This is a genomic window from Methylophilus sp. UBA6697, assembly GCF_002454655.1.
GTDB lineage: Bacteria > Pseudomonadota > Gammaproteobacteria > Burkholderiales > Methylophilaceae > Methylophilus.
Genome location: NZ_DKJH01000019.1, coordinates 126,183 through 144,333 on the forward strand (window position 1 = coordinate 126,183; position 18,151 = coordinate 144,333).

Consider the following 18,151-nt stretch of genomic DNA (forward strand, 5'->3'; position numbering starts at 1 on the left):
TAGCGCTATCAATATGCGTCCGTTAACCGCCACTTTCCAACGCTTCCTGGCTTCTGAGCAGGCCAGCAGTATCCTGCTATTGCTGGTCACAGTGCTGGCGCTGGTCATTGCCAACAGCGTGCTGGCCGAGCACTACCATCATTTCTGGCATCACCAATGGTTGGGTTTAAGCCTTGAAGAGTGGGTCAATGATGGCCTGATGGCGATCTTCTTTTTGCTGATCGGGCTGGAGCTCAAACGCGAGTTGTATGTAGGGGAGTTATCCAGCGTCAACAATGCCTTGCTGCCAACCATTGCCGCGATGGGTGGCATGATCGTGCCAGCCTTCATTTTCTGGCAATTCAACCACGGCACTGACTACCAGGCAGGCGTCGGCATCCCGATGGCGACGGATATCGCCTTTGCACTGGGCGTGTTGTCAATATTGGGCAAGCGCGTGCCTGCACCGCTCAAGGTGTTTCTGGTGGCGTTTGCCGTGATTGATGATTTGGGCGCCGCTATCATGATCGCGGTGTTTTACACCGCCTCTATTTCATGGCCGCACCTGTTGGCCGCATTGGCTGTGCTGGCTTTGCTGTTTGCGCTCAATCGCTGGCGGGTGCTCAGCATGATTCCCTACGTGCTGGGCGGGGCATTCATGTGGTGGCTGACACTCAAGTCTGGTGTGCATGCGACGTTGGCAGGCATCGCACTGGCATTTGCCATTCCCTTCAATCGCAATCCGGATGATGAGCATTCGCCATCGCATCAATTGGAGCATGCTTTACACCTGCCGGTGGCTTTCTTGATCCTGCCTGTTTTTGCCTTTGCCAACACCGGTGTGCAGGTGGCGGCAAATAGCATGAGTGCCGTATTTTCACATAGCAACAGTCTGGGGATTATTCTCGGTTTGCTGATTGGCAAACCGGTGGGGATTACGCTGGCCGTGGTAGCGGCTATTGTGACGGGTGTTTGCAAACTACATCCGCCTTTGCGTTTACCGCATGTGATTGGCGCAGGCATGCTGGGTGGTATCGGCTTTACCATGTCGATTTTTATTACCAACCTGGCCTTTAGCGAGATGGCGGATGCGATCAATCTCTCCAAAATGGCCATACTTACAGGCTCGCTGCTTTCCGGGTTGGCAGGCTGGTTATGGCTAAGCGTGGTGTTAAGGCAGGGGGCAGTGAATGAAGTTTCCACTAAGTAAAATCATGAGGTGCTTTTAGGGATGCTGCGCAAGCATTTCGTGGCTGGTCTGCGTATAGTTGTGTCTAACGAGATGTAACAACTTAACCAAGGAGACTATCATGTGGACTAAACCAGCTGCTACTGAAATGCGTTTTGGCTTTGAAGTGACAATGTACGTGATGAACAAGTAATTCAAGCGTTAACTTGCATATCAATAAACCCGACACTAGGTCGGGTTTATTGTTTCTGGCTGTTGCATTCAATGTATGCATTGAGGTTAAGAGTTTAGACACTTATCGACTTTTCAACGCTGTCACCCGTCGCCACCATTGTGTAACGCTTCAAGTCCTTGTCTGGATGCTCCACCGCAAAACGCGTTTTGCCTATTCTATAACCATCCTCTATGTTTTGCGCCAGCACATTGGCTTCCCAGATCAGATCGCTTTGCTGAGGAACGCCTTGCCATACGCTTAGGTAAAATATTGCCATTCCATGCCTTTCTGATTGTCGTTTACACACGAGCACTACCCTCTCGCATCAGGGTTCATCATAAGCAGTTCGCTTCAAAATGGTGTAGGCGCCAGCTGAGTTTACTGTCAGATAATCTAGAGTAGTGTTTACTGGCGCAGGCCATCTTCTGATTCCTACAGCAAACTCAGTCAGCGTGCGCTAGCCAGTGCCATTGCAATACGGCAGACTGAAGTTTCATTGTTTGCCGCGTGAGCGGGATAGGAAGCGCCATGATTGATGCTAAAGAAATTAAAGCCGATATGCCTGTCACTACCGCACAGGCGGAACACTTTGCTGTAGTCGACCATCTCGAAAGTGACGATGTCATCAAACTCAAAAAGGATGAAGCCGGTGTTCACCACTACATCCCTGTGAGCTGGGTGGTGTCTACTGAAGGCGGTATTGTGAAAATCAACCGTACGCTGGCGCAGATCACCAATGACTGGGAAGCAGATTAATTTTCGGGCATGGTGCGGCTGAGGTTTCAGATAGGGGCATCCCTATTGAGTCGCATCCGTTGTCGTGTAATTTTGCAGCACCACCTGGATAAACTGATTTGTTCTGTTTCTGGCCTCTACATGCTGACGCCATAGTTCTTCAACGATTTTTAACTCCTCTGCCGTTGGCAGGCAACCATTCCCCCGCAAAAAAGAATGCATCTTGTCGTCAATAATCGCCTGCCGGATTTTTGCTTTTTTAAGGGATTCTGCCCATTCATTGGTTAACTGATCCCATTTGTCAGAACGATGGTTCACTTGGATCTCCTCTGATTATTCAAGCACGTTGATCAACACACGTAAACGAAGCCCCGTCAGTCAGACGAGGCTTCGGGATGGCTAATAAAGCCGTTGAGTGGTGCCGGTATGACTAATGTGCGGCGGCTTCTGCACGTGCGGCATCGCGCAGTTGTTTTACTTGGTCATGATTACGCTTGGCACCTTCAAGCTGGCGTACCACCACAAAGCGGATATGTGTCGGCAAGTCTTTTTCAGCCGCTTTGCGATAAGCAGCCAAGGCGACATCTTCGCCACGTTCGGTTTCGTTTAAAACGGCCACGGTATCGTTACTGGTCAGCGCCGTTTTAATGGCAATCCAGCGTCTGTGCAAGGCACCACCCAGGCTGGTGGATGATGCAGGCTCGCCACCCAGTGAGCGCACCAGCTCTTGTAACTCCTGTACGCTGGCAGCCACCTCTTGTGACCGCCGCAAAAAGAATGTTTTAAGTTGTGGTTCATCTACATGCTCTGCCGAAGAACGAAAACCTTCTTCGCCATCTTTCGATACTTCGATCAAATCATTCAAGGTAGAAATCACATCGTCATTGTCTGCCATGGTAAGTCTCCAAATTGTGTATTAAATGTGTGGAAGTAAATGTATTCAGAAACTTTAGTATGCTCGTGGCTGTATGTCGGCAGCATCGGATGAATCCGCAAATATCTGTAGGAATTACTTTATCCATCGTTGGACTCAATGGCATTGCATCTTCCTACAGCCAAATCAGCCTAGGCCTTGTGGCGCAGTGTGATGGCCTGTTTTTTAATAAACAGATATTCACTTTTTTCGTTTCAAGGAGCGCCGCATGAATCCTATCCATTTATTTAATTACGTGTCACCAAAGCGGGGTGAGGCAAAATCTCTGCTGGCCGAAAAGCCCAGCGTATCGCAACTCATGCTGTTCTATGTCTTGCCGTTATCGTTGATTCCCTGCGTGATGATGTATCTGCGGCTATATCACAATTACCCAAAATTGTTTTTTGATAACCTGCCTGGTAACCGTTTGCTGATGGTGAGTGCCGAGTTGCTGTTCTTGCAATTGGGCGTGTTGTTGGTGATGGCCTGGATTACGCAAAACCTGGCCGAGATGGTTAATATCAAGCCTGATTTTCGTGACTCCTTGCTGATTATGACGATAGCCACCACGCCGCTATGGCTGACGTCACTGTTTTATATTGTGCCCAGTTTAAGTTTCAATGTGGTTGTGCATGGAGTAGCCGTATTGGCATCGGTGCTACTGGTGTATCGAGGTGTGCGCTATATTTTTGGTATCCGCGAACGCGGGGCGCTGGTCACACTCAGCATGGCGATTGTGTGTACCGCCGGGCTGGGATTTGCGGTGATTTTGATCGGCTCACTGATTTCATGGGAAGCCATTGAGCAATTGCAGTTTGCCGTTAAGAAATTGTAATCAGGCCACCTCCCTGGCTGATTTGCTGGTAGCCCCCGCCACGGGGGCCAGATGGTATTTGAGCGCGTAGTAAATCAGTGCAGCATTATTGAGCACGTGCATTTTTTTGAGGATCTTCGATCGAAACACACTGACAGAGCCTGGCGCAATCTCCAGTTCCATCGCGATTGAATTCACGGCCTGGCCTTTAATCAATTTGAAAAATACCTGCAGCTCACGCAGTGACAAACGTTCATGCAGCATGGGCTCGCTGTTGGCAGCCATTTGCTGATGCTGAGGCGAAACATAGGCTTGTCCGCGGGCGATGGCATTGATAGCCGGAATCACTTGCGCGCTGTCTGTCGTGTAAGACAAATAACCCGCGCAACCCAGCCGGATAAAATGGATCATGCGCTCAACCCGTTCACTGCCGTTGATAATGAGGACAGGCAGGTCAGGAAAAGCTTGCTTGAGGTCGCAGAATACTTCCAGGCCATTGGTTTCCGCTGCGGACACATCCAAAATGATGACATCGTAGGTATGCTCGCGGATTTTCAACATGGCGTCATGCACACTGCCAGCCTCATCGGCCAGGTGCACGCTATGGTCGTCATTGACCAGTGCCTTTAATGCGCAATGGCTCAGCGCATGGCCGTAGATTAACAATATATTTTTCATGGCTTGTTATCCATTTCAAGCCTAGTAAGGCTAATTTTGTGCGATTTTGCGATTGCCTTTCACGTGCCAGATCACATTGCCGACGTCATCTGCCACCAGCAGGTAGCCTCTTTTATCGAGTAGCACATTGGCAGGACGTCCTTGTGCGGCGCCATCCTCCTGCTGGATGTCAGTCAGCACATCCATTGGTGTTTTCGCCAGTTTTTCCTGCGCTGCCGGTCGCATCAATATCGTTTGATCAGCCGTTTCAGGATCGGATGTTTGTGTCATCTGGGTTTGCCCTGCCTGGTAGGGGAACAAGAGCAGGGCCTCGGCATTGGCGACATAAAATGTGTCGCCCACCAGCGCCACGCCCAGCGGGGCAGCGATATCCTTGATAAACACATGGCGTTCATCAGCGATGCCATCGCCATCATTGTCACGCAGCAGGGTAATCTGGTGTTGGCTACCTGCCAGCTCCTCTGCTTCATGCATCCATTTGCTGGCGATCCAGTTTTTCAGGCTAAACGCTGTATTTTTAGGCTGGGGATAACTCTCTGCCACCAGAATGTCGCCATTGGGCAAAGCATACAGCCAGCGCGGGTGATGCAAGTCATTGGCAAAAGCAACCACATTCGCGCCTGGCGTTGAGATCGACTTTTTGCCTTCTGGTACGCGCATGGTTTCTGCCGCCTGCGTGGTTGGAAACCAGCCTGACTGGCTGATAGATGCGTTAGAGACGGTGCGCATTCCTGGCGATTGCAGTAGTTTTGATGGTTGCGAATAACTGCTGAATGCCAGCATACAAACCGCGGCAGTGAGTAGGCGTCGCTGAGGGGAGGTTGTGAGTATGTTGGGCATCTGGCTATTTCCTGGTTGGTTAAGATTATCTACGTGTCGCCAGCATCTGGTGCATGCCGGTCACGCCCTGTTCGAACTGGATGGCGCTAGCAGTCATCGCCAGACGCCAAATACGGTAAGTACGCTCCCCCATGCTGGCAGCAATCGACGTATGTTGCGCCTCCAGGTTTGCCAGCCACTGGCGCAAGGTCATCACATAGTGTCGACGCAAGCCCTCTACATTAAATACATCAAACCTGGCGCTATCCATGTGTTGTAACAGATGGGCGAAAGAGGTTAACTCGCCTGCCGGGTATAGCTGACGGTTGATAAAGGCGGTGGAGGCGTCTTGCTGGCCAGCCGGATTTTCCGCCGTGATCACATGGCTCAAAAATAACCCGCCGGGTTTGAGTGCTGCGTGTACCTTGGCTAGGAAGTCCGGATAATGCGCTGCGCCTAGATGGTCGGCAATGCTGATGCAAGCTGCTTTGTCGTAACTGCCCAGCGCAGGCAGTGTGCGATAGTCCGCCAGCTCTATCTTGACCAGATGCGTCAGGCCTTGTTGTTGCACTTGCTTGAGTGCATACGCATATTGCGTTGGGTTATGTGTGATGCCGTGTACAAATACCCCGTAATGCTTGGCCGCCCAGCAGGCCAGTGTGCCCCAGCCGCAAGCAATATCCAGTAGCGTGTCACCATGTTGCAAATGCAGTTTCTGGCAGATCAGTGTTAACTGTGTTTGCTGCGCTTGCGCCAGGGTGTGTGTTGGGCTTGCGAAATAAGCACACGAGTGCAGCATCTGTTCACCCAGCCAGCGCTGATAAAAGTCCTCAGGCACATCGTAACTGAGTGCAATGCCATGTGAGGAGGGAACGCTTGCGGATTGAGGTTGTGTCGGGGAGTGAGGTGTGTGGGCAGTGTGTTCGGGTAGCGCCTGTTGGTTATTGGCCAGGGTCAGTGCCCGGAAGACCAGGCCTAGTTTTTCATGCAGCGGCAAAGATAGAGATTCGAAATGTTCACGCAACTGCATGGCGGCATGAAAGTCCCCCTGAATCTGTACTTCACCTGAGCAATAGGCCTCCACCAGGCGTTTAGGGTTGCTAAACCATACCATGTCACGTAATACCGATGCCTGTTCCAGGCAAAAGGTAAACGCTGCTGCGCCGTCGCCGATCGTCAGCATACTGCCGTTCCACAAACGCACGGCAAAGGCCACTGGGTAGTCCTGAAACAAACGGTTCAGAATGTAGCGCGCCTGGATGATGTCTCCACTTTCGGTAATGTCGCCACTCGCGGTTGATTGCTCCAGTGACAATGGCATGGCTAAAGCATTAACGGGATAACTACTCATGGCGTACTCCTACTCAAAAAGCTTATTTTTAATATGGGCTGGCATCAGCATGCATATGGATTGCTGATCCCAATGCGCGGCCCTGGCAGATGAATACCATCTGCCAGCAGTGTAAAAATGAAGCCGATGACCAAGTATCGGGCAGGGGCTGATTGTGTTGTCAGACCAGTCTGACACAGAGGGTTTTTACCCGTGGCAACTCCTACAGCCGAATCAGTTGACTGCCGACGGCGACGCGGTATTTGCGGCCATACAATGCATGATGCAGTTGTATCTTTCTTATATTTTAAGGAGAAGACAGTATGCAAAAGACACTTACCTGGATGTTATTGGCTGGCTCATTGTGTTGCAGTGTGTGGTCGGGAAATGCTTGGTCTGCGCCGCCAGTGAACAATGCCGTACCGCCTTGCGAAGATGCCGCCATTTCAAATAAACCGTCCTGCAATATCGATTCTGACAGCGTCAATGTGCCACCGAAAATGCCACATGAGCGTGGTGTCATTGTCCCGCCAGAGGTGCCAGCTGAAGGTTTGCCTAACCAGAATCAGCGGCGCCAGAACAGTCAGCCGCGGCCCGATCCGCGCGAGCCTGTCCCACCCGCCACGGACAATCATTTAAAGAATTAATGTTGCTGAGGCCAGATTTGGTCACAACCAAGGAGAACGTCATGGAAGTTGTTGAACATAAAATCAATCCGCCGCAGCACCAATATGTGCAGCCCGGCCGGGAAGAAGATATGCATCCCCAGCCACAATATATTGAAGAGGAATACGCCGGCAGCGATAAGCTCAAAGCTAAAGTGGCCATTATTACCGGTGGTGATAGCGGCATTGGCCGCGCCGTGGCGGTGCATTTTGCCGCAGAAGGTGCCGATCTGGTGATTGTTTATCTAGATGAACATGAAGATGCGGCAAAGACCCAGCAACTGGTGGAAGCCTATGGCAGCCAGTGTTTGCTGATTCCAGGTGATGTTTCAGACGAGCGGTTCTGTGAGCAGGTCGTGCACAACACGCTGCTGCAGTTTGGCCAATTGGATATTGTCATCAACAATGCCGCCCAGCAGTTTCCGCAGACCAGCATTGTCGAAATCAGCCAGCGCCAGCTCGAACATACTTTCCGCACCAATATTTTCTCCATGTTTTATATGGTGAAGGCAGCCTTGCCGCATCTGCCGAAAAAAAGCCATATTATCAATACCGCGTCGGTGACGGCTTATCGTGGTAGCCCTGAGCTGCTGGATTATTCGGCCACCAAGGGCGCCGTGGTGTCATTTACACGCTCATTATCGCGACAGTTGGTGCATAAGGATATTTACGTCAATGCGGTGGCACCGGGGCCAGTGTGGACACCGTTGATTCCCGCCAGTTTTGATGAAAAGAAAGTCAGCGAGTTTGGTAGCCAGGTGCCTTTAAAGCGACCTGCACAACCGAGTGAAATTGCGCCCGCCTATGTGTTCTTGGCCAGCCAGGCATCGTCATATATGACCGGACAGGTGATACACCCGAATGGTGGTGAAATTATTAACGGTTAATTGACCACTTGCCTGGTCGAAGTACGCCTGGTGTATGCCAGGCTTTTTTACGCCGATTATTTCCTGGCGTGACGTCCGAATTCTCCTACAGCAAATTCCGCCTTTGTTACATGGGCGCACATTTTCCTTTTATTCATAATGGGTTGCGTCATCAATCGCGTGAATAACACAATTATTAGGAGAACGACATGAATCACAAGCTTGGCTTAGGCCTGTTGGTATTAGTTGCTGGACTCTCCGCCTGTGATAAACAGGCATCGACTACTGGCGCCGCCGGGGAATCTACTGCTGGAGCGTCTGCTAGTGGTGAGGCCATTAAGTTCGTTAAAACACAGGATGGTTCTCCGCTGGAAATCAAGGCCGAGCTGTTCGATACCCCTGCCGCCAAAGAGTTTTTAGCCACCGGTAAAAACCCCTATGTGGGCAAGGAAGATGCGATTGCCCAGGGTAAAAAAACCTTCCAGCTTTATTCCTGTACGCAATGCCATGGTCCGGACGCAGGTGGACAGGTCGGGCCAGCGCTGACCGGGCCTAATTACAACTACGCCAAAGATGCCACCAATAAAGGCATGTTTGAGACGGTCTGGAATGGCACCAACGGTGGGATGGGCGCTAAAGGCAAGGGTTTGATGGACCCCTCAGACCCAAACAACGGTATTACCCCCGACGAGTTGCTGAAAGTCATTGCCTGGATACGTAGCCATGGCAGCCTGACTGGCAATGAAGAGGCCGCTTCATAATTTATCCTACAGCTTTTTTGTAAAGACACTGACATACAGCTGTTAACCACATCATTAGCATGAGTCTAAGCCTGCCAAATCTGGCAGGTGACTTTAAAACTTTATGAGGATGCGATGATGAAAAAATTACTTTCAATACTATTAGCCAGTACGTTTTTATGTTCAATGACAGTTGCTTTTGCGGCACCACCAGACAGCGCGCCGCCCGCACAGCAGCAAAAAAATCAGGTACCTGATACGCACCAGAACGGCGATTATCTGGAGCCACAACCTGACAATAATAATGCGGCCACCACTGGTAACAGCGATACGCAGGGTCGGCAGGGCGTTGGTAATAAACAGTCCAAGCCGGGCAACGTTGAAAAAAGCAAACGTTTTCATGAAAAGCCCCAAGACGGCGGCACGGGCGTGAAACAGTAATGGCCCACATCAGTCGATTGCCCTGCATGGCTTAAATTGTGTTTAAGTCTGGCAGGGCAGGGTGACTAAGTTCGAAGTATTCTTAAAACGCTACTAAGCTGGAGAAAACCATGACTGAAAAAGACCTGAAGTTATGTATGGAACTGTGTAAAAAATGTGCAGACACGTGTGAAAGCTGTGCGATCGCCTGTGAAACTGAGGCCAACCCGATGTTGCGAACCTGTATTGAGCTGGATATGGATTGCGCGGATTTCTGTCGCCTGACGGCTTCATTTATTGCGCGTCGCAGCGACTTTGTTGAACTGGTTTGCCAGGACTGTGCGGAAATTTGTACCGCCTGTGCCGATCAATGCGAGCAACATGCCTCTGAACATTGCCGTGCGTGCGCACAGGCCTGTCGCAGTTGTGCAGAGGCATGCCTGAAGGTGGGCGCTGCTGCATTCGCATAATATGCAAATGATCTCTCTTCGCTTCTATGAGCAGGTGGCGATGCCTGAGTGCAAGCCACCTTGCACGCAGTGTATTTAACCAGCTTGCTTAACCGTAAGTTTCAATATAATAAACTCGGCCGGTCGCACAACTGCCATACCCATTTCAATCCGCATCAGACCTTGCGCAATATCATTTGCCGTCATGGTTTTTCCCAGGCCAATATTCACAAAAAATGCCTGTTCCGGCTTGCTGCCCTGCAATGCACCTTGTCGCCACAACAAGATTAAAAAGTTTTCTATCATGGCTTGCGCACGCACCCAGGTATTGGCATCGTTAGGCTCAAATACCATCTGCTGCAACCCTTGGCCAACGTATGCTTCTACCCAGCTAAACAATCGCCGCACAGGAATATAACGCCATTCATTGTCGTTGCCAGCCAGTGTCCGTGCACCCCATATCTGCGTGCCTTTGCCCGTAAATTTGCGGATGATATTAATTGATTTGCCAGCGTCTACATCCACGTTGTAATCCTGTTGCTGTGTGCTGGTGAGGTTAAACACTGGCCGTATCACCTCGTTAAGTGACACATTGGCGGGCGCCTTCCAGACGCCACGCTTCTGATCGACCGCGGCATACACGCCCGCGACGGCACCCGTAGACGGTAAGGTATTCAAAGCGATATTCGCAGCATCTATCCATTGTTTGGCGAGCATATATTGTGCGTATAGCTTTTGGTTGAGTGACGCTAATTGCGCCTGGGATTCAGGCGTCGCCTTGACTAACCCGGCAGCGCGTATTTCTGCGATAAGCGCCTGCATACCTTGGTCCTGGGTGAGCTGCTCAGCACTGACCACACTGCCATCGCCTTTACGTTTAAACATCAACTGGTTAAAGTCCGTGCTTCTTGCTAGGCTGGTCACCAGCCAGGGACCATAGGCTGCACCATATTTCAGGTGGTCCATGCCCAGGCTTTGCCTGAAACGCGCGGCTTCGGTGGCGAAGTCAGCCGGATTATGTTGCAGACGCAAATCAAACAACGCAAACCGGTTTTGTACCTGTGCACATTGCGCCAGCGCAGTCGCCTCCAGCGTATGTGCCTCACGGCATAGGGCAGCTTCGGGCATGGTGATCAGCGTTGGCAGCGGGTCTGTCTCTATGGCGCTTAAACCAGCTGCCAATGTGGCTGCTGAAACCTGGTCGTTGTAGTTGCCGACGGAGGCGATCACGCACTGGCCGCCACCATTGGCAAAAAACAGCCGCACGCTGTCATAGAGATAAAACGGTTGATCGACCGTAGCGTCAATCACTTGGTCTTGTGCATCCAGCCACAGCGTTACCTTGGACTTGGCTGCGCCACCAAACAGGTTTTCATAATCCAGTAAGGAGTAGATTTTTGTGGCGACGAATGACAGCGACACACCTTGTCTATCCGCTTTTTCGGTATAGCCTATCAATGCCGGGATCGCCGTTTCCAGGGTTGGAATACTGGGCGGGAGCTTGCTCACTTCTTCAATATAAACGCCGGGCGTTTTATAAATAGCCATGATTGATGTCCCCAAATGTGGCACACGTGATGACAACAGTGTTCAAGCCATTATAGGCTGTTTAGCGTAGCAGGGGAGAGGGAGCTTGCAGAAGGCGAGAGAGGACTAGATCGTAAAACTGCCCATAGGAATCGCGCTGATTCCTATGGGCAAGGTCATGTGCAGAACACTTATTGTGCAACCACAATATCGTCTTTCACGGCAGTCACACCTTTCACATTTTTAGCCAACAGCACCGCTTTATCTGCTTCGGCTTTCGATTTCACCACACCAGACAATTGCACCAGGCCATTGCTGTCGGTTTCTACTTTAATGTCTGTCGCACTCACCGCTTTGTCTTTGGCAAACGCTGTTTTCACTTTGGCGGTGATCACAGAGTCTTCAACCTTGGTGCCAATCGAGTCACCATCCGCCGCAAAACCAGCCATAGGCAATGTCAAAGCACTTACTAACAGAAGGGATTTGAATGTGTTTTTCATGATGATTCCTTGTTTGATTAATTTGTGGAGGTTTCATTATTCAGGCATCACGAAAAGTTAGGAATACAGCGCATTCTGATCCTGGCGTAGGAGTCCACTGACGATCACTTGGCGTTGAGTGTGTTTATGATTTTGGTTTGGTCAGCGCAATGGGCTCAATATCACGACAAATGTTTTCCAGTTGGTGTGCAATTTGGTGTGTGAATTTTTCAGATGTGTTTTCTGGTCGTTGCGCATTAAAGTAGCGCTCGGGGTTCTTGCCATTGTTGACGGCAATTTCTGAGCGTTGAGTATGCGTTACGTACCAACCAGGCAGGGCGATCACGGCCTTTACGGTCACAGCCTCACCAACGGCATGACTTAACCATTGTTGCAAAGATTGCGCTTGGCGTGTTGCCTGTTCAGCAGGCTTCTCTTCGCTCCAACCGGGAAAGCGCAGTCGCTTTCCGTCAAAATTAACCCTGTGTTGATGACCGCCATTTTTGAACAGCGGCTTTGATCGCCCTTTAGTTTCAATCGCATATACGCCGGTTTTACCAACCACCACATGGTCAATATTAAAGCTGCTGATTGTATTTTTCAGCGTGACATCGTGAAAAACGTGATAACCATGTCGCATCAGCGTATTGAGTTCTTGGCCTACCGCCAGCTCAGCATCGTAGCCCAGTCGCAATTTTTCACGTAGTTTGATCAGCTTGATTAATTTGAACAGGATATAGCCGAAGAAGATCACGCCGGTGATAATCCCTAGTATCAGGGGATGTTTAACCGAAGGGAGATTTGAATAATACGCGTAAATAAATAATGAAATCATCGGCGGCAGCATAAGGTACATACCTAATTCGCTATCTACATCAGATAATTGCGCCTTCACTGACTCCCCTGCACTTCGTAGCAGGTACTGGGTNNTATTAAATATGATTGTTAAAAAAAGTTATCTTATCTGAAGGGCTTGCAAAAGTCGATTGGGCGTTGATCGATATTTACGATGGAGCACTTTGAGATACCATAGCGCTAAATTCAAACTACTTAATCGTTAAGCATGCAATTACATACTCAAACGCTAGGCCAGGGCCAACCACTGGTTTTATTACACGGGCTATTCGGTTCGGCAGACAATTGGGGCAGCATCGCTAAACATTTTGCACAGCATTACCAGGTCATCAGCGTCGATTTACGCAATCACGGCCGTTCGCCGCACAGTGATTCACAAACCTATCCTGAAATGGCCAATGATTTACTCGAAACATTCAATGCCCTCGGTTTAGAGCAAGTGCATTTACTTGGTCACTCGCTTGGCGGCAAGGTCGCCATGCAATTTGCCACGCAGTATCCCGAAAAAGTGAGCAAACTCATCGTGGTGGATATGGCCATGCGCACTTACCCGGACAGATACACGCAGTTAATGGATCACATGCTGGCAGTCAACCTCAGCCAAATGGCATCACGTAATGAGGTGGATAATGCTTTAAAGGGCTCCATCGCTAATGTGAGGGTACGGCAGTTTTTACTCACGAATCTGGTCAAAAACGAAGCGCAGTTGCAGTGGCGGATTAACCTGCAAGGGCTCAAAGCCAATTATGCGACATTGATTACAGCGATTGCAGTACATTTTGCTCCGCCTAGTTTGTTTATTCGTGGTGAACGTAGTGATTATGTGCAAGACAGTGATATCACCGAGCTTCAACAGCATTTCCCTCAAGCCGAATTTGTCACCTTGCCAACCGACCATTGGGTGCATGCCGAACAGCCGCAATTATTTATCCAGGCGGTAGAAGCCTTTCTTGCTTGAGTCGTATCTATCCAGAAACAATCAGGCCACACTTTAGTGGCCTGATCTCGCCGATTTATAAAGTCACTACTGGAAAATCAATCTCCGTCTGGGCGATATGGTTGGTGTAGTTGGTCAAGGTGTTTAACGCGACATGGGCAATCACCTCCAGAATCAGGCCATCATCCACACCCGCTAAATGCGCTTCGATAAAGTCCTGGTCAGAAATTACGCCGCGTTGTTGCACAATTTTCACTGCCAGTTTCAATAAGCCAGCCGTCACTGCATCAGTTGCTTCAGCTTTACGTGCGGCCTGAATCGCTTCAGTATTAAGACCTGCCCCTTTGGCAATCAGGCTATGTGCCGACAAGCAATACTGGCAATTATTGGCCTGACCAATCGCCAGCGCCAGTGACTCTCTCTGTTTTGCGCTTAAGCGGCCTTTGGTCACCCCTTCGCTCAAACCCAGGTAAGCATTTAAGGCAACAGGCGCTTGTGCCAAAGTTGCAATTAAATTAGGCACCTTGCCCAGTTTGGCTTTCACTGCATCCAGTGTCGCGTTGACTTCAGCAGTTGCGGTTTCGCGGTTGATAGTTTGAATACGTGCCATGATGAATCTCCTTGTCTGGTTAATTAAGACGCTTTGTGCGTTGGAGATATCATGCAATACTCATGATTATCAAAGATCTCATTATGTTGATCAGGAGTATCGTTTGGATCCATTGTTGCCACTGTTGAATCAAATCTCCCTCTCAGCTCGGGTGTTTTTTACCGGCGATCTTTGCCAGGTGGTGAATTTTGATGGGGCGGGTCAGGTGGGCCATATTCATTTGCTACGTTCTGGCCAGCTCGACCTGATGTTCAGGGGCAAGCCGCTCGCTCGCATAGATCAGCCCAGCGTAGTGTTCTTCCCCAAACCTACCATACATGTGCTCACACCTGTGGCAGGTGAACCATGTGAATTGGTCTGCGCCATGATTGATCTCGGTGCCAAAGTACGCAGTCCGCTGGCGACAGCTTTGCCCGAATTTGTGATTGTGCCCTTGAGTGATATGCAGCAGATTGCACCGACATTGCAGTTATTGTTTCATGAAGCATTTGAACAAGACTTAGGCAGGCAAGCTGCATTAGATAGGCTGGCAGAATATTTCCTGATCCAGATTCTGCGCCATGTCATTCAGCACGGCCAGCTTCAGCAAAGCATTTTTGCCGCACTGGCAGAGCCGCGCTTGGCACAAGCAGTCAAAGCCATGCATGAAAATCCATCCCATCCGTGGACACTGGAAACATTGGCTGAAGAGTCCGGCATGTCACGCGCCAGGTTTGCCGCCAACTTTAAAGCCACGGTAGGCACCACGCCATTAGACTATCTTACCGACTGGCGGCTCTCAATTGCACAAAACCTGATTCGGCAAGGCAAGCCACTCAAAAGTATCGCCACACAAGTCGGCTACCAAAGCTCCGCCGCATTCAGTCGCGTGTTTGCAAAACGGCTAGGCACCACGCCAACAGAGTGGCAATAACCATGCGGCTCACACTTTATTTAAAAATATTTCAGGGTGCATACAATATTTCCAATGCTGAAACGTCTTCACAGCATGGATATACATTTAGAAAACAATTTACTCACAACGCAGCACTATTTGGCACAGCGTGATATGGCGCAGCAAGATTCGGTGATCACAGAAACATTCAATAAAGAAAAAGCCAGGCTGCGCAATTTCATCCGCAAAAGCGTCCCCAATGCCGGTGACGCAGATGATATTTTGCAGGATGTGTTCTATGAGTTTGTTTCAGCTTACCGCCTGCCAGAGCCACTGGAGCAAGTCGGTGCCTGGTTATACCGTGTGGCAAGAAACCGCATTATTGACCGGTTTAGAAAGCAAAAGCAGGAAGTCGCACTAGAGCAGGACGAAAATGACGATGCGCTCTGGCTGGAATCGATACTTTCAGTTGAAACCGAAACCCCGGCGTCAATTTACGAAAGAAAAATGCTGGTTGAGCATGTGATCTCGACGCTAAATCAACTGCCCAGTGAGCAACGGCAAGTGTTTATCGCACATGAGTTAGATGGCAAAAGCTTTAAACAAATTGCCGCAGAAACAGGTGTTGGCATCAACACTTTATTAGCAAGAAAAAGGTATGCAGTGACTTTCCTCAGAGAGCAACTGCATGCTAGTGACTAATCATATTAATAACCAAATTATTGGAGAGATGAATGAAAAATTGTAAAAGTAAATGTGCTGCATTCGCAGCGTTAGCTGTAGTCTGCATCGCGGCCTTATCTTATGTGGTCATGCTGTTATGGAACCACGTGGTCGTTTCATTGGCCGATGGTATTCATGTCATTGATTACTGCCACGCAGTCGGCTTGTTGATTCTGAGCAGGATTCTTTTTGGTGGATTCAGAGGTCGCCATGGGCATCACCATAGGCATTGCGCGAGTGAAGCAATGACAGCAGATGAACAAGAGAAAGTGCGTTGTGGTTTGTTCAGTCGCTTCAGATCTAAGAAAGATGCTGAGTAGGGACGAAATATATGCTTAATCGATAAGAAATAAACAATGGCTTCCATGTTTTGGAAGCCATTGTTTATTTGGAGACAGAAACTACGCATTGCCAGTGTGTTTAACCTGGCTCGCCAGGTGGTCAATAAATGCACGCACCACTGGCGGCAGCCCACGCCGTGTAGTAAATACAATGTGCAGAATGCCCAAGGACGTTTTCCACTCCGGGAACACCCTGACCAATCTTCCACTTTTTAACGCTTGGCTGCACGTATGGTCAGGCAATAACGCCACCCCAATGCCAGCAATGGCGGCTTCTCTTACTGTTGAAAAGTCTACGCAGCTCAATGTTGGTTCATGCCAGATAGATTTTGTGCCTAATGATGCATGGTGGAATTGCCATTCGATGGCATGGTTCTGGTCTGAGGTCGCGATGGTTGGCAAGGCGGATAAATTATCCAGGCTGGATTGATCTATCTTGCTCGCAAACGCAGGTGAAGCGACCAAAATGCGCTCGGAATGCCCAAGTGTTCTCATCACCAAAGAGCCGTCGGTATCCAATACCGTGCGCACCCTGATGGCGACGTCGATTCTATCCTCGATCAGGTTCACCGGATTATCCCCGGCGACCAGTTGTAATCTGGCTTGCGGGTAAGCCAGAAGAAATGAAGAACAAATTGGCGCCAGCGTTTCGTACAAGCCTAGCGGACAACTGCATCTTACTAAGCCTTTGGGCTCACTGAGCGACTCAGAAACGATGGAGTCCGCCTGTTCCACATCCAGCATAATCACTTTGCAACGCTCATAAAACGATTGCCCGATCTCAGTCACGCGGAATCGCCTGGTCGATCTTTCGATTAAGCGAACGCCAAGCCGCTCTTCCAGCAAACCAATTCTTCTGCTGATGGTGGATTTAGGAATGCGCACGCGTCTGCTGGCAGCCGCAAAACTGCCGCCGCTCACCACCTCCGCAAACAGAATGTAATCATTAATATCACGCATATTGGCTCAATTTTGGAACAATTAAACTCATAAAAGCAGTCTAGTGCATTTATTGGCTCACTGGCAATATTTCATCCATGCAGTAAACGTTATTTCATTACTTAAGGAGAAATATCATGTCAGCAACATTTGAAAACAAAGTCGTCGTCGTTACCGGTGGTACTAGCGGTATTGGTCTTGCCACAGCCAAACACTTTGCAAACCTGGGTGCGCATGTCTATATCACTGGCCGTAGACAAGCCGAGTTAGAGGCCGCGATCAAAACCATAGGCGGTAAGGTGAAAGGCGTTCAGGCCGATATGTCCAAACTGGCGGATATTGACCGCCTCTATGATGCCGTGCAGCAAGACCACTCCCAGATTGATGTGATCTATGCCAATGCGGGTGGCGGTAATATGTTGCCGTTGGGCGCCATTACCGAAGATCACTACGAAGATATTTTTGGCAGAAATGTCAAAGGCGTGATTTTCACCGTACAAAAAGCATTGCCCTTACTTAAAGATGGCGCGTCCATTGTATTAACTGGCTCAACCACCAGCGTTAAAGGCACCGCCGCGTTTAGTATTTACAGCGCATCCAAAGCAGCCATTCGCAACCTCGCCCGTAGTTGGATTTTAGACCTCAAAGACCGCGGTATTCGTGTCAATGTCGTCAGCCCAGGCCCGATCAAAACACCAGGTTTGGTAGAACTTGCCGGTAAGGACCCAGCGCAACAACAAGGCTTGCTGGATTATTTAGGTTCTCAAGTGCCTATGGGAAGAGTGGGTGACCCTGATGAAGTGGCGAAGGCAGTGGCGTTTTTATCATCACCTGATGCCAGCTTTATCAACGGCATTGAGTTCTTTGTCGATGGTGGCCAGGCTCAGATTTAAGTTGGGCTGAAAATAAAGGCTCTCTGGGTTGAGGGCCTTTGTTTGGTTATTGTAGTGAGAGATTGTATTGGCCGATGGCATTCATGCTATTGATTACTGCTCCGCAGTCGGGTTGTTTATTCTGAGCAGGATTCTTTTAGGTGGATTCAGAGGTCGCCATGG

25 protein-coding genes are annotated in these 18,151 nt (G+C 49.7%); 14 read left to right on the top strand and 11 right to left on the bottom strand.

Annotated features, from left to right (window positions below):
• Nucleotides 1-13: 13 nt before the first annotated feature.
• Together nhaA and pqqA are read left to right on the top strand one after the other, a co-directional pair.
• Nucleotides 14-1,189: a Na+/H+ antiporter NhaA gene (gene nhaA / locus B3355_RS05745; RefSeq protein ID WP_292781292.1), complete on the top strand. Its 1,176-nt coding sequence runs from the start codon at nucleotides 14-16 to the stop codon at nucleotides 1,187-1,189.
• Nucleotides 1,190-1,289: 100 nt separating this feature from the next.
• The gene (gene pqqA / locus B3355_RS05750; protein ID WP_081624291.1) at nucleotides 1,290-1,361 is read left to right on the top strand and encodes a pyrroloquinoline quinone precursor peptide PqqA; all 72 of its coding nucleotides are present in this window, start codon (nucleotides 1,290-1,292) and stop codon (nucleotides 1,359-1,361) included.
• 94 nt (nucleotides 1,362-1,455) lie between these two features.
• On the opposite strand, the gene B3355_RS05755 is transcribed toward pqqA, so the two are convergent.
• Complete coding sequence (locus B3355_RS05755; RefSeq protein ID WP_292781295.1) at nucleotides 1,456-1,659, bottom strand: hypothetical protein; 204 nt, start codon at nucleotides 1,657-1,659, stop codon at nucleotides 1,456-1,458.
• A gap of 251 nt (nucleotides 1,660-1,910) precedes the next feature.
• On the opposite strand from B3355_RS05755, the gene B3355_RS05760 reads away from it, so the two are divergent.
• The gene (locus B3355_RS05760; RefSeq protein ID WP_019881543.1) at nucleotides 1,911-2,138 is read left to right on the top strand and encodes a DUF2171 domain-containing protein; all 228 of its coding nucleotides are present in this window, start codon (nucleotides 1,911-1,913) and stop codon (nucleotides 2,136-2,138) included.
• Nucleotides 2,139-2,180: 42 nt separating this feature from the next.
• Here the strand turns inward: B3355_RS05760 and B3355_RS05765 are convergent, their stop codons facing one another.
• Both B3355_RS05765 and B3355_RS05770 read right to left on the bottom strand, forming a co-directional pair.
• Nucleotides 2,181-2,435: a hypothetical protein gene (locus B3355_RS05765; protein WP_292781300.1), complete on the bottom strand. Its 255-nt coding sequence runs from the start codon at nucleotides 2,433-2,435 to the stop codon at nucleotides 2,181-2,183.
• A 112-nt stretch (nucleotides 2,436-2,547) separates the two neighbouring features.
• Nucleotides 2,548-3,012 (bottom strand): PA2169 family four-helix-bundle protein, encoded by a 465-nt coding sequence (locus B3355_RS05770; protein WP_019881545.1) that lies wholly within the window; start codon nucleotides 3,010-3,012, stop codon nucleotides 2,548-2,550.
• A 247-nt stretch (nucleotides 3,013-3,259) separates the two neighbouring features.
• Here B3355_RS05770 and B3355_RS05775 point away from each other — a divergent pair, with 247 nt between their 5' ends.
• Entirely contained in the window at nucleotides 3,260-3,865 is a 606-nt protein-coding gene (locus B3355_RS05775) for a YIP1 family protein (protein ID WP_019881546.1), read from the top strand.
• Here the strand turns inward: B3355_RS05775 and B3355_RS05780 are convergent, their stop codons facing one another.
• The 3 genes from B3355_RS05780 to B3355_RS05790 are packed head-to-tail and all read right to left on the bottom strand — an operon-like array spanning nucleotide 3,866 to nucleotide 6,692.
• Nucleotides 3,866-4,522: a LuxR C-terminal-related transcriptional regulator gene (locus B3355_RS05780; protein ID WP_292781305.1), complete on the bottom strand. Its 657-nt coding sequence runs from the start codon at nucleotides 4,520-4,522 to the stop codon at nucleotides 3,866-3,868.
• A gap of 30 nt (nucleotides 4,523-4,552) precedes the next feature.
• Nucleotides 4,553-5,362, bottom strand: coding sequence for a DUF7133 domain-containing protein (locus B3355_RS05785; protein ID WP_292781308.1), 810 nt, complete (start codon nucleotides 5,360-5,362; stop codon nucleotides 4,553-4,555).
• Between the two features lie 25 nt (nucleotides 5,363-5,387).
• Complete coding sequence (locus tag B3355_RS05790) at nucleotides 5,388-6,692, bottom strand: SAM-dependent methyltransferase (RefSeq protein ID WP_292781311.1); 1,305 nt, start codon at nucleotides 6,690-6,692, stop codon at nucleotides 5,388-5,390.
• A 302-nt stretch (nucleotides 6,693-6,994) separates the two neighbouring features.
• On the opposite strand from B3355_RS05790, the gene B3355_RS05795 reads away from it, so the two are divergent.
• The 5 genes from B3355_RS05795 (at nucleotide 6,995) to B3355_RS05815 (ending at nucleotide 9,832) form a co-directional block, all read left to right on the top strand.
• Nucleotides 6,995-7,318, top strand: a complete 324-nt coding sequence (locus B3355_RS05795) for a hypothetical protein (protein WP_292781314.1) — start codon at nucleotides 6,995-6,997, stop codon at nucleotides 7,316-7,318.
• Nucleotides 7,319-7,359: 41 nt separating this feature from the next.
• Nucleotides 7,360-8,223 (top strand): SDR family oxidoreductase, encoded by an 864-nt coding sequence (locus B3355_RS05800; protein ID WP_292781317.1) that lies wholly within the window; start codon nucleotides 7,360-7,362, stop codon nucleotides 8,221-8,223.
• Nucleotides 8,224-8,411: 188 nt separating this feature from the next.
• Entirely contained in the window at nucleotides 8,412-8,963 is a 552-nt protein-coding gene (locus B3355_RS05805) for a c-type cytochrome (protein WP_024929570.1), read from the top strand.
• A gap of 114 nt (nucleotides 8,964-9,077) precedes the next feature.
• Nucleotides 9,078-9,383: a hypothetical protein gene (locus B3355_RS05810; RefSeq protein WP_292781322.1), complete on the top strand. Its 306-nt coding sequence runs from the start codon at nucleotides 9,078-9,080 to the stop codon at nucleotides 9,381-9,383.
• A 110-nt stretch (nucleotides 9,384-9,493) separates the two neighbouring features.
• Nucleotides 9,494-9,832 carry a four-helix bundle copper-binding protein gene (locus B3355_RS05815; RefSeq protein ID WP_292781325.1) on the top strand — a complete coding sequence of 113 codons (339 nt, stop codon included), beginning with the start codon at nucleotides 9,494-9,496 and terminating at the stop codon, nucleotides 9,830-9,832.
• A 75-nt stretch (nucleotides 9,833-9,907) separates the two neighbouring features.
• Here B3355_RS05815 and B3355_RS05820 read toward each other — a convergent pair whose 3' ends face one another.
• From B3355_RS05820 to B3355_RS05830, 3 genes are all read right to left on the bottom strand, one after another.
• Nucleotides 9,908-11,359: a phage tail sheath family protein gene (locus tag B3355_RS05820; RefSeq protein ID WP_292781328.1), complete on the bottom strand. Its 1,452-nt coding sequence runs from the start codon at nucleotides 11,357-11,359 to the stop codon at nucleotides 9,908-9,910.
• Nucleotides 11,360-11,529: 170 nt separating this feature from the next.
• On the bottom strand, nucleotides 11,530-11,838 hold the full coding sequence (locus B3355_RS05825) for a BON domain-containing protein (protein ID WP_019881558.1): 309 nt from the start codon (nucleotides 11,836-11,838) through the stop codon (nucleotides 11,530-11,532).
• Between the two features lie 124 nt (nucleotides 11,839-11,962).
• Nucleotides 11,963-12,712 (bottom strand): nuclease-related domain-containing protein, encoded by a 750-nt coding sequence (locus B3355_RS05830; protein ID WP_292781333.1) that lies wholly within the window; start codon nucleotides 12,710-12,712, stop codon nucleotides 11,963-11,965.
• A 168-nt stretch (nucleotides 12,713-12,880) separates the two neighbouring features.
• Between B3355_RS05830 and B3355_RS05835 the strand changes: the two genes are divergently transcribed.
• The gene (locus B3355_RS05835; protein ID WP_292781336.1) at nucleotides 12,881-13,630 is read left to right on the top strand and encodes an alpha/beta fold hydrolase; all 750 of its coding nucleotides are present in this window, start codon (nucleotides 12,881-12,883) and stop codon (nucleotides 13,628-13,630) included.
• Between the two features lie 55 nt (nucleotides 13,631-13,685).
• Here B3355_RS05835 and B3355_RS05840 read toward each other — a convergent pair whose 3' ends face one another.
• Nucleotides 13,686-14,219: a carboxymuconolactone decarboxylase family protein gene (locus B3355_RS05840; RefSeq protein WP_292781339.1), complete on the bottom strand. Its 534-nt coding sequence runs from the start codon at nucleotides 14,217-14,219 to the stop codon at nucleotides 13,686-13,688.
• Between the two features lie 103 nt (nucleotides 14,220-14,322).
• Here B3355_RS05840 and B3355_RS05845 point away from each other — a divergent pair, with 103 nt between their 5' ends.
• The 3 genes from B3355_RS05845 (at nucleotide 14,323) to B3355_RS05855 (ending at nucleotide 16,136) form a co-directional block, all read left to right on the top strand.
• Nucleotides 14,323-15,132, top strand: coding sequence for an AraC family transcriptional regulator (locus B3355_RS05845; RefSeq protein WP_292781342.1), 810 nt, complete (start codon nucleotides 14,323-14,325; stop codon nucleotides 15,130-15,132).
• 75 nt (nucleotides 15,133-15,207) lie between these two features.
• Nucleotides 15,208-15,795, top strand: a complete 588-nt coding sequence (locus B3355_RS05850) for an RNA polymerase sigma factor (protein WP_292781345.1) — start codon at nucleotides 15,208-15,210, stop codon at nucleotides 15,793-15,795.
• A 32-nt stretch (nucleotides 15,796-15,827) separates the two neighbouring features.
• Entirely contained in the window at nucleotides 15,828-16,136 is a 309-nt protein-coding gene (locus B3355_RS05855) for a hypothetical protein (RefSeq protein WP_292781351.1), read from the top strand.
• Between the two features lie 81 nt (nucleotides 16,137-16,217).
• Here the strand turns inward: B3355_RS05855 and B3355_RS05860 are convergent, their stop codons facing one another.
• Nucleotides 16,218-17,117 carry a LysR family transcriptional regulator gene (locus B3355_RS05860; protein ID WP_292781354.1) on the bottom strand — a complete coding sequence of 300 codons (900 nt, stop codon included), beginning with the start codon at nucleotides 17,115-17,117 and terminating at the stop codon, nucleotides 16,218-16,220.
• Nucleotides 17,118-17,233: 116 nt separating this feature from the next.
• Here B3355_RS05860 and B3355_RS05865 point away from each other — a divergent pair, with 116 nt between their 5' ends.
• A complete protein-coding gene (locus B3355_RS05865; protein WP_292781357.1) occupies nucleotides 17,234-17,989 on the top strand; it encodes an SDR family NAD(P)-dependent oxidoreductase in 756 nt (251 codons plus the stop codon).
• The last annotated feature ends 162 nt before the right edge of the window (nucleotides 17,990-18,151 follow it).

Bases quoted from the DNA above. Each gene is read 5' to 3' on its own strand.
- B3355_RS05820 (WP_292781328.1), bottom strand. From the start codon at position 11,359: ATGGCTATTTATAAAACGCCCGGCGTTTATATTGAAGAAGTGAGCAAG.
- B3355_RS05810 (WP_292781322.1), top strand. From the start codon at position 9,078: ATGATGAAAAAATTACTTTCAATACTATTAGCCAGTACGTTTTTATGT.
- B3355_RS05775 (WP_019881546.1), top strand. From the start codon at position 3,260: ATGAATCCTATCCATTTATTTAATTACGTGTCACCAAAGCGGGGTGAG.
- B3355_RS05785 (WP_292781308.1), bottom strand. From the start codon at position 5,362: ATGCCCAACATACTCACAACCTCCCCTCAGCGACGCCTACTCACTGCC.
- B3355_RS05770 (WP_019881545.1), bottom strand. From the start codon at position 3,012: ATGGCAGACAATGACGATGTGATTTCTACCTTGAATGATTTGATCGAA.
- B3355_RS05760 (WP_019881543.1), top strand. From the start codon at position 1,911: ATGATTGATGCTAAAGAAATTAAAGCCGATATGCCTGTCACTACCGCA.
- B3355_RS05835 (WP_292781336.1), top strand. From the start codon at position 12,881: ATGCAATTACATACTCAAACGCTAGGCCAGGGCCAACCACTGGTTTTA.
- B3355_RS05865 (WP_292781357.1), top strand. From the start codon at position 17,234: ATGTCAGCAACATTTGAAAACAAAGTCGTCGTCGTTACCGGTGGTACT.
- B3355_RS05855 (WP_292781351.1), top strand. From the start codon at position 15,828: ATGAAAAATTGTAAAAGTAAATGTGCTGCATTCGCAGCGTTAGCTGTA.
- B3355_RS05790 (WP_292781311.1), bottom strand. From the start codon at position 6,692: ATGAGTAGTTATCCCGTTAATGCTTTAGCCATGCCATTGTCACTGGAG.
- B3355_RS05825 (WP_019881558.1), bottom strand. From the start codon at position 11,838: ATGAAAAACACATTCAAATCCCTTCTGTTAGTAAGTGCTTTGACATTG.
- B3355_RS05860 (WP_292781354.1), bottom strand. From the start codon at position 17,117: ATGCGTGATATTAATGATTACATTCTGTTTGCGGAGGTGGTGAGCGGC.
- B3355_RS05755 (WP_292781295.1), bottom strand. From the start codon at position 1,659: ATGGCAATATTTTACCTAAGCGTATGGCAAGGCGTTCCTCAGCAAAGC.
- B3355_RS05840 (WP_292781339.1), bottom strand. From the start codon at position 14,219: ATGGCACGTATTCAAACTATCAACCGCGAAACCGCAACTGCTGAAGTC.
- B3355_RS05815 (WP_292781325.1), top strand. From the start codon at position 9,494: ATGACTGAAAAAGACCTGAAGTTATGTATGGAACTGTGTAAAAAATGT.
- B3355_RS05780 (WP_292781305.1), bottom strand. From the start codon at position 4,522: ATGAAAAATATATTGTTAATCTACGGCCATGCGCTGAGCCATTGCGCA.
- nhaA (WP_292781292.1), top strand. From the start codon at position 14: ATGCGTCCGTTAACCGCCACTTTCCAACGCTTCCTGGCTTCTGAGCAG.
- B3355_RS05805 (WP_024929570.1), top strand. From the start codon at position 8,412: ATGAATCACAAGCTTGGCTTAGGCCTGTTGGTATTAGTTGCTGGACTC.
- B3355_RS05795 (WP_292781314.1), top strand. From the start codon at position 6,995: ATGCAAAAGACACTTACCTGGATGTTATTGGCTGGCTCATTGTGTTGC.
- B3355_RS05850 (WP_292781345.1), top strand. From the start codon at position 15,208: ATGGATATACATTTAGAAAACAATTTACTCACAACGCAGCACTATTTG.
- B3355_RS05800 (WP_292781317.1), top strand. From the start codon at position 7,360: ATGGAAGTTGTTGAACATAAAATCAATCCGCCGCAGCACCAATATGTG.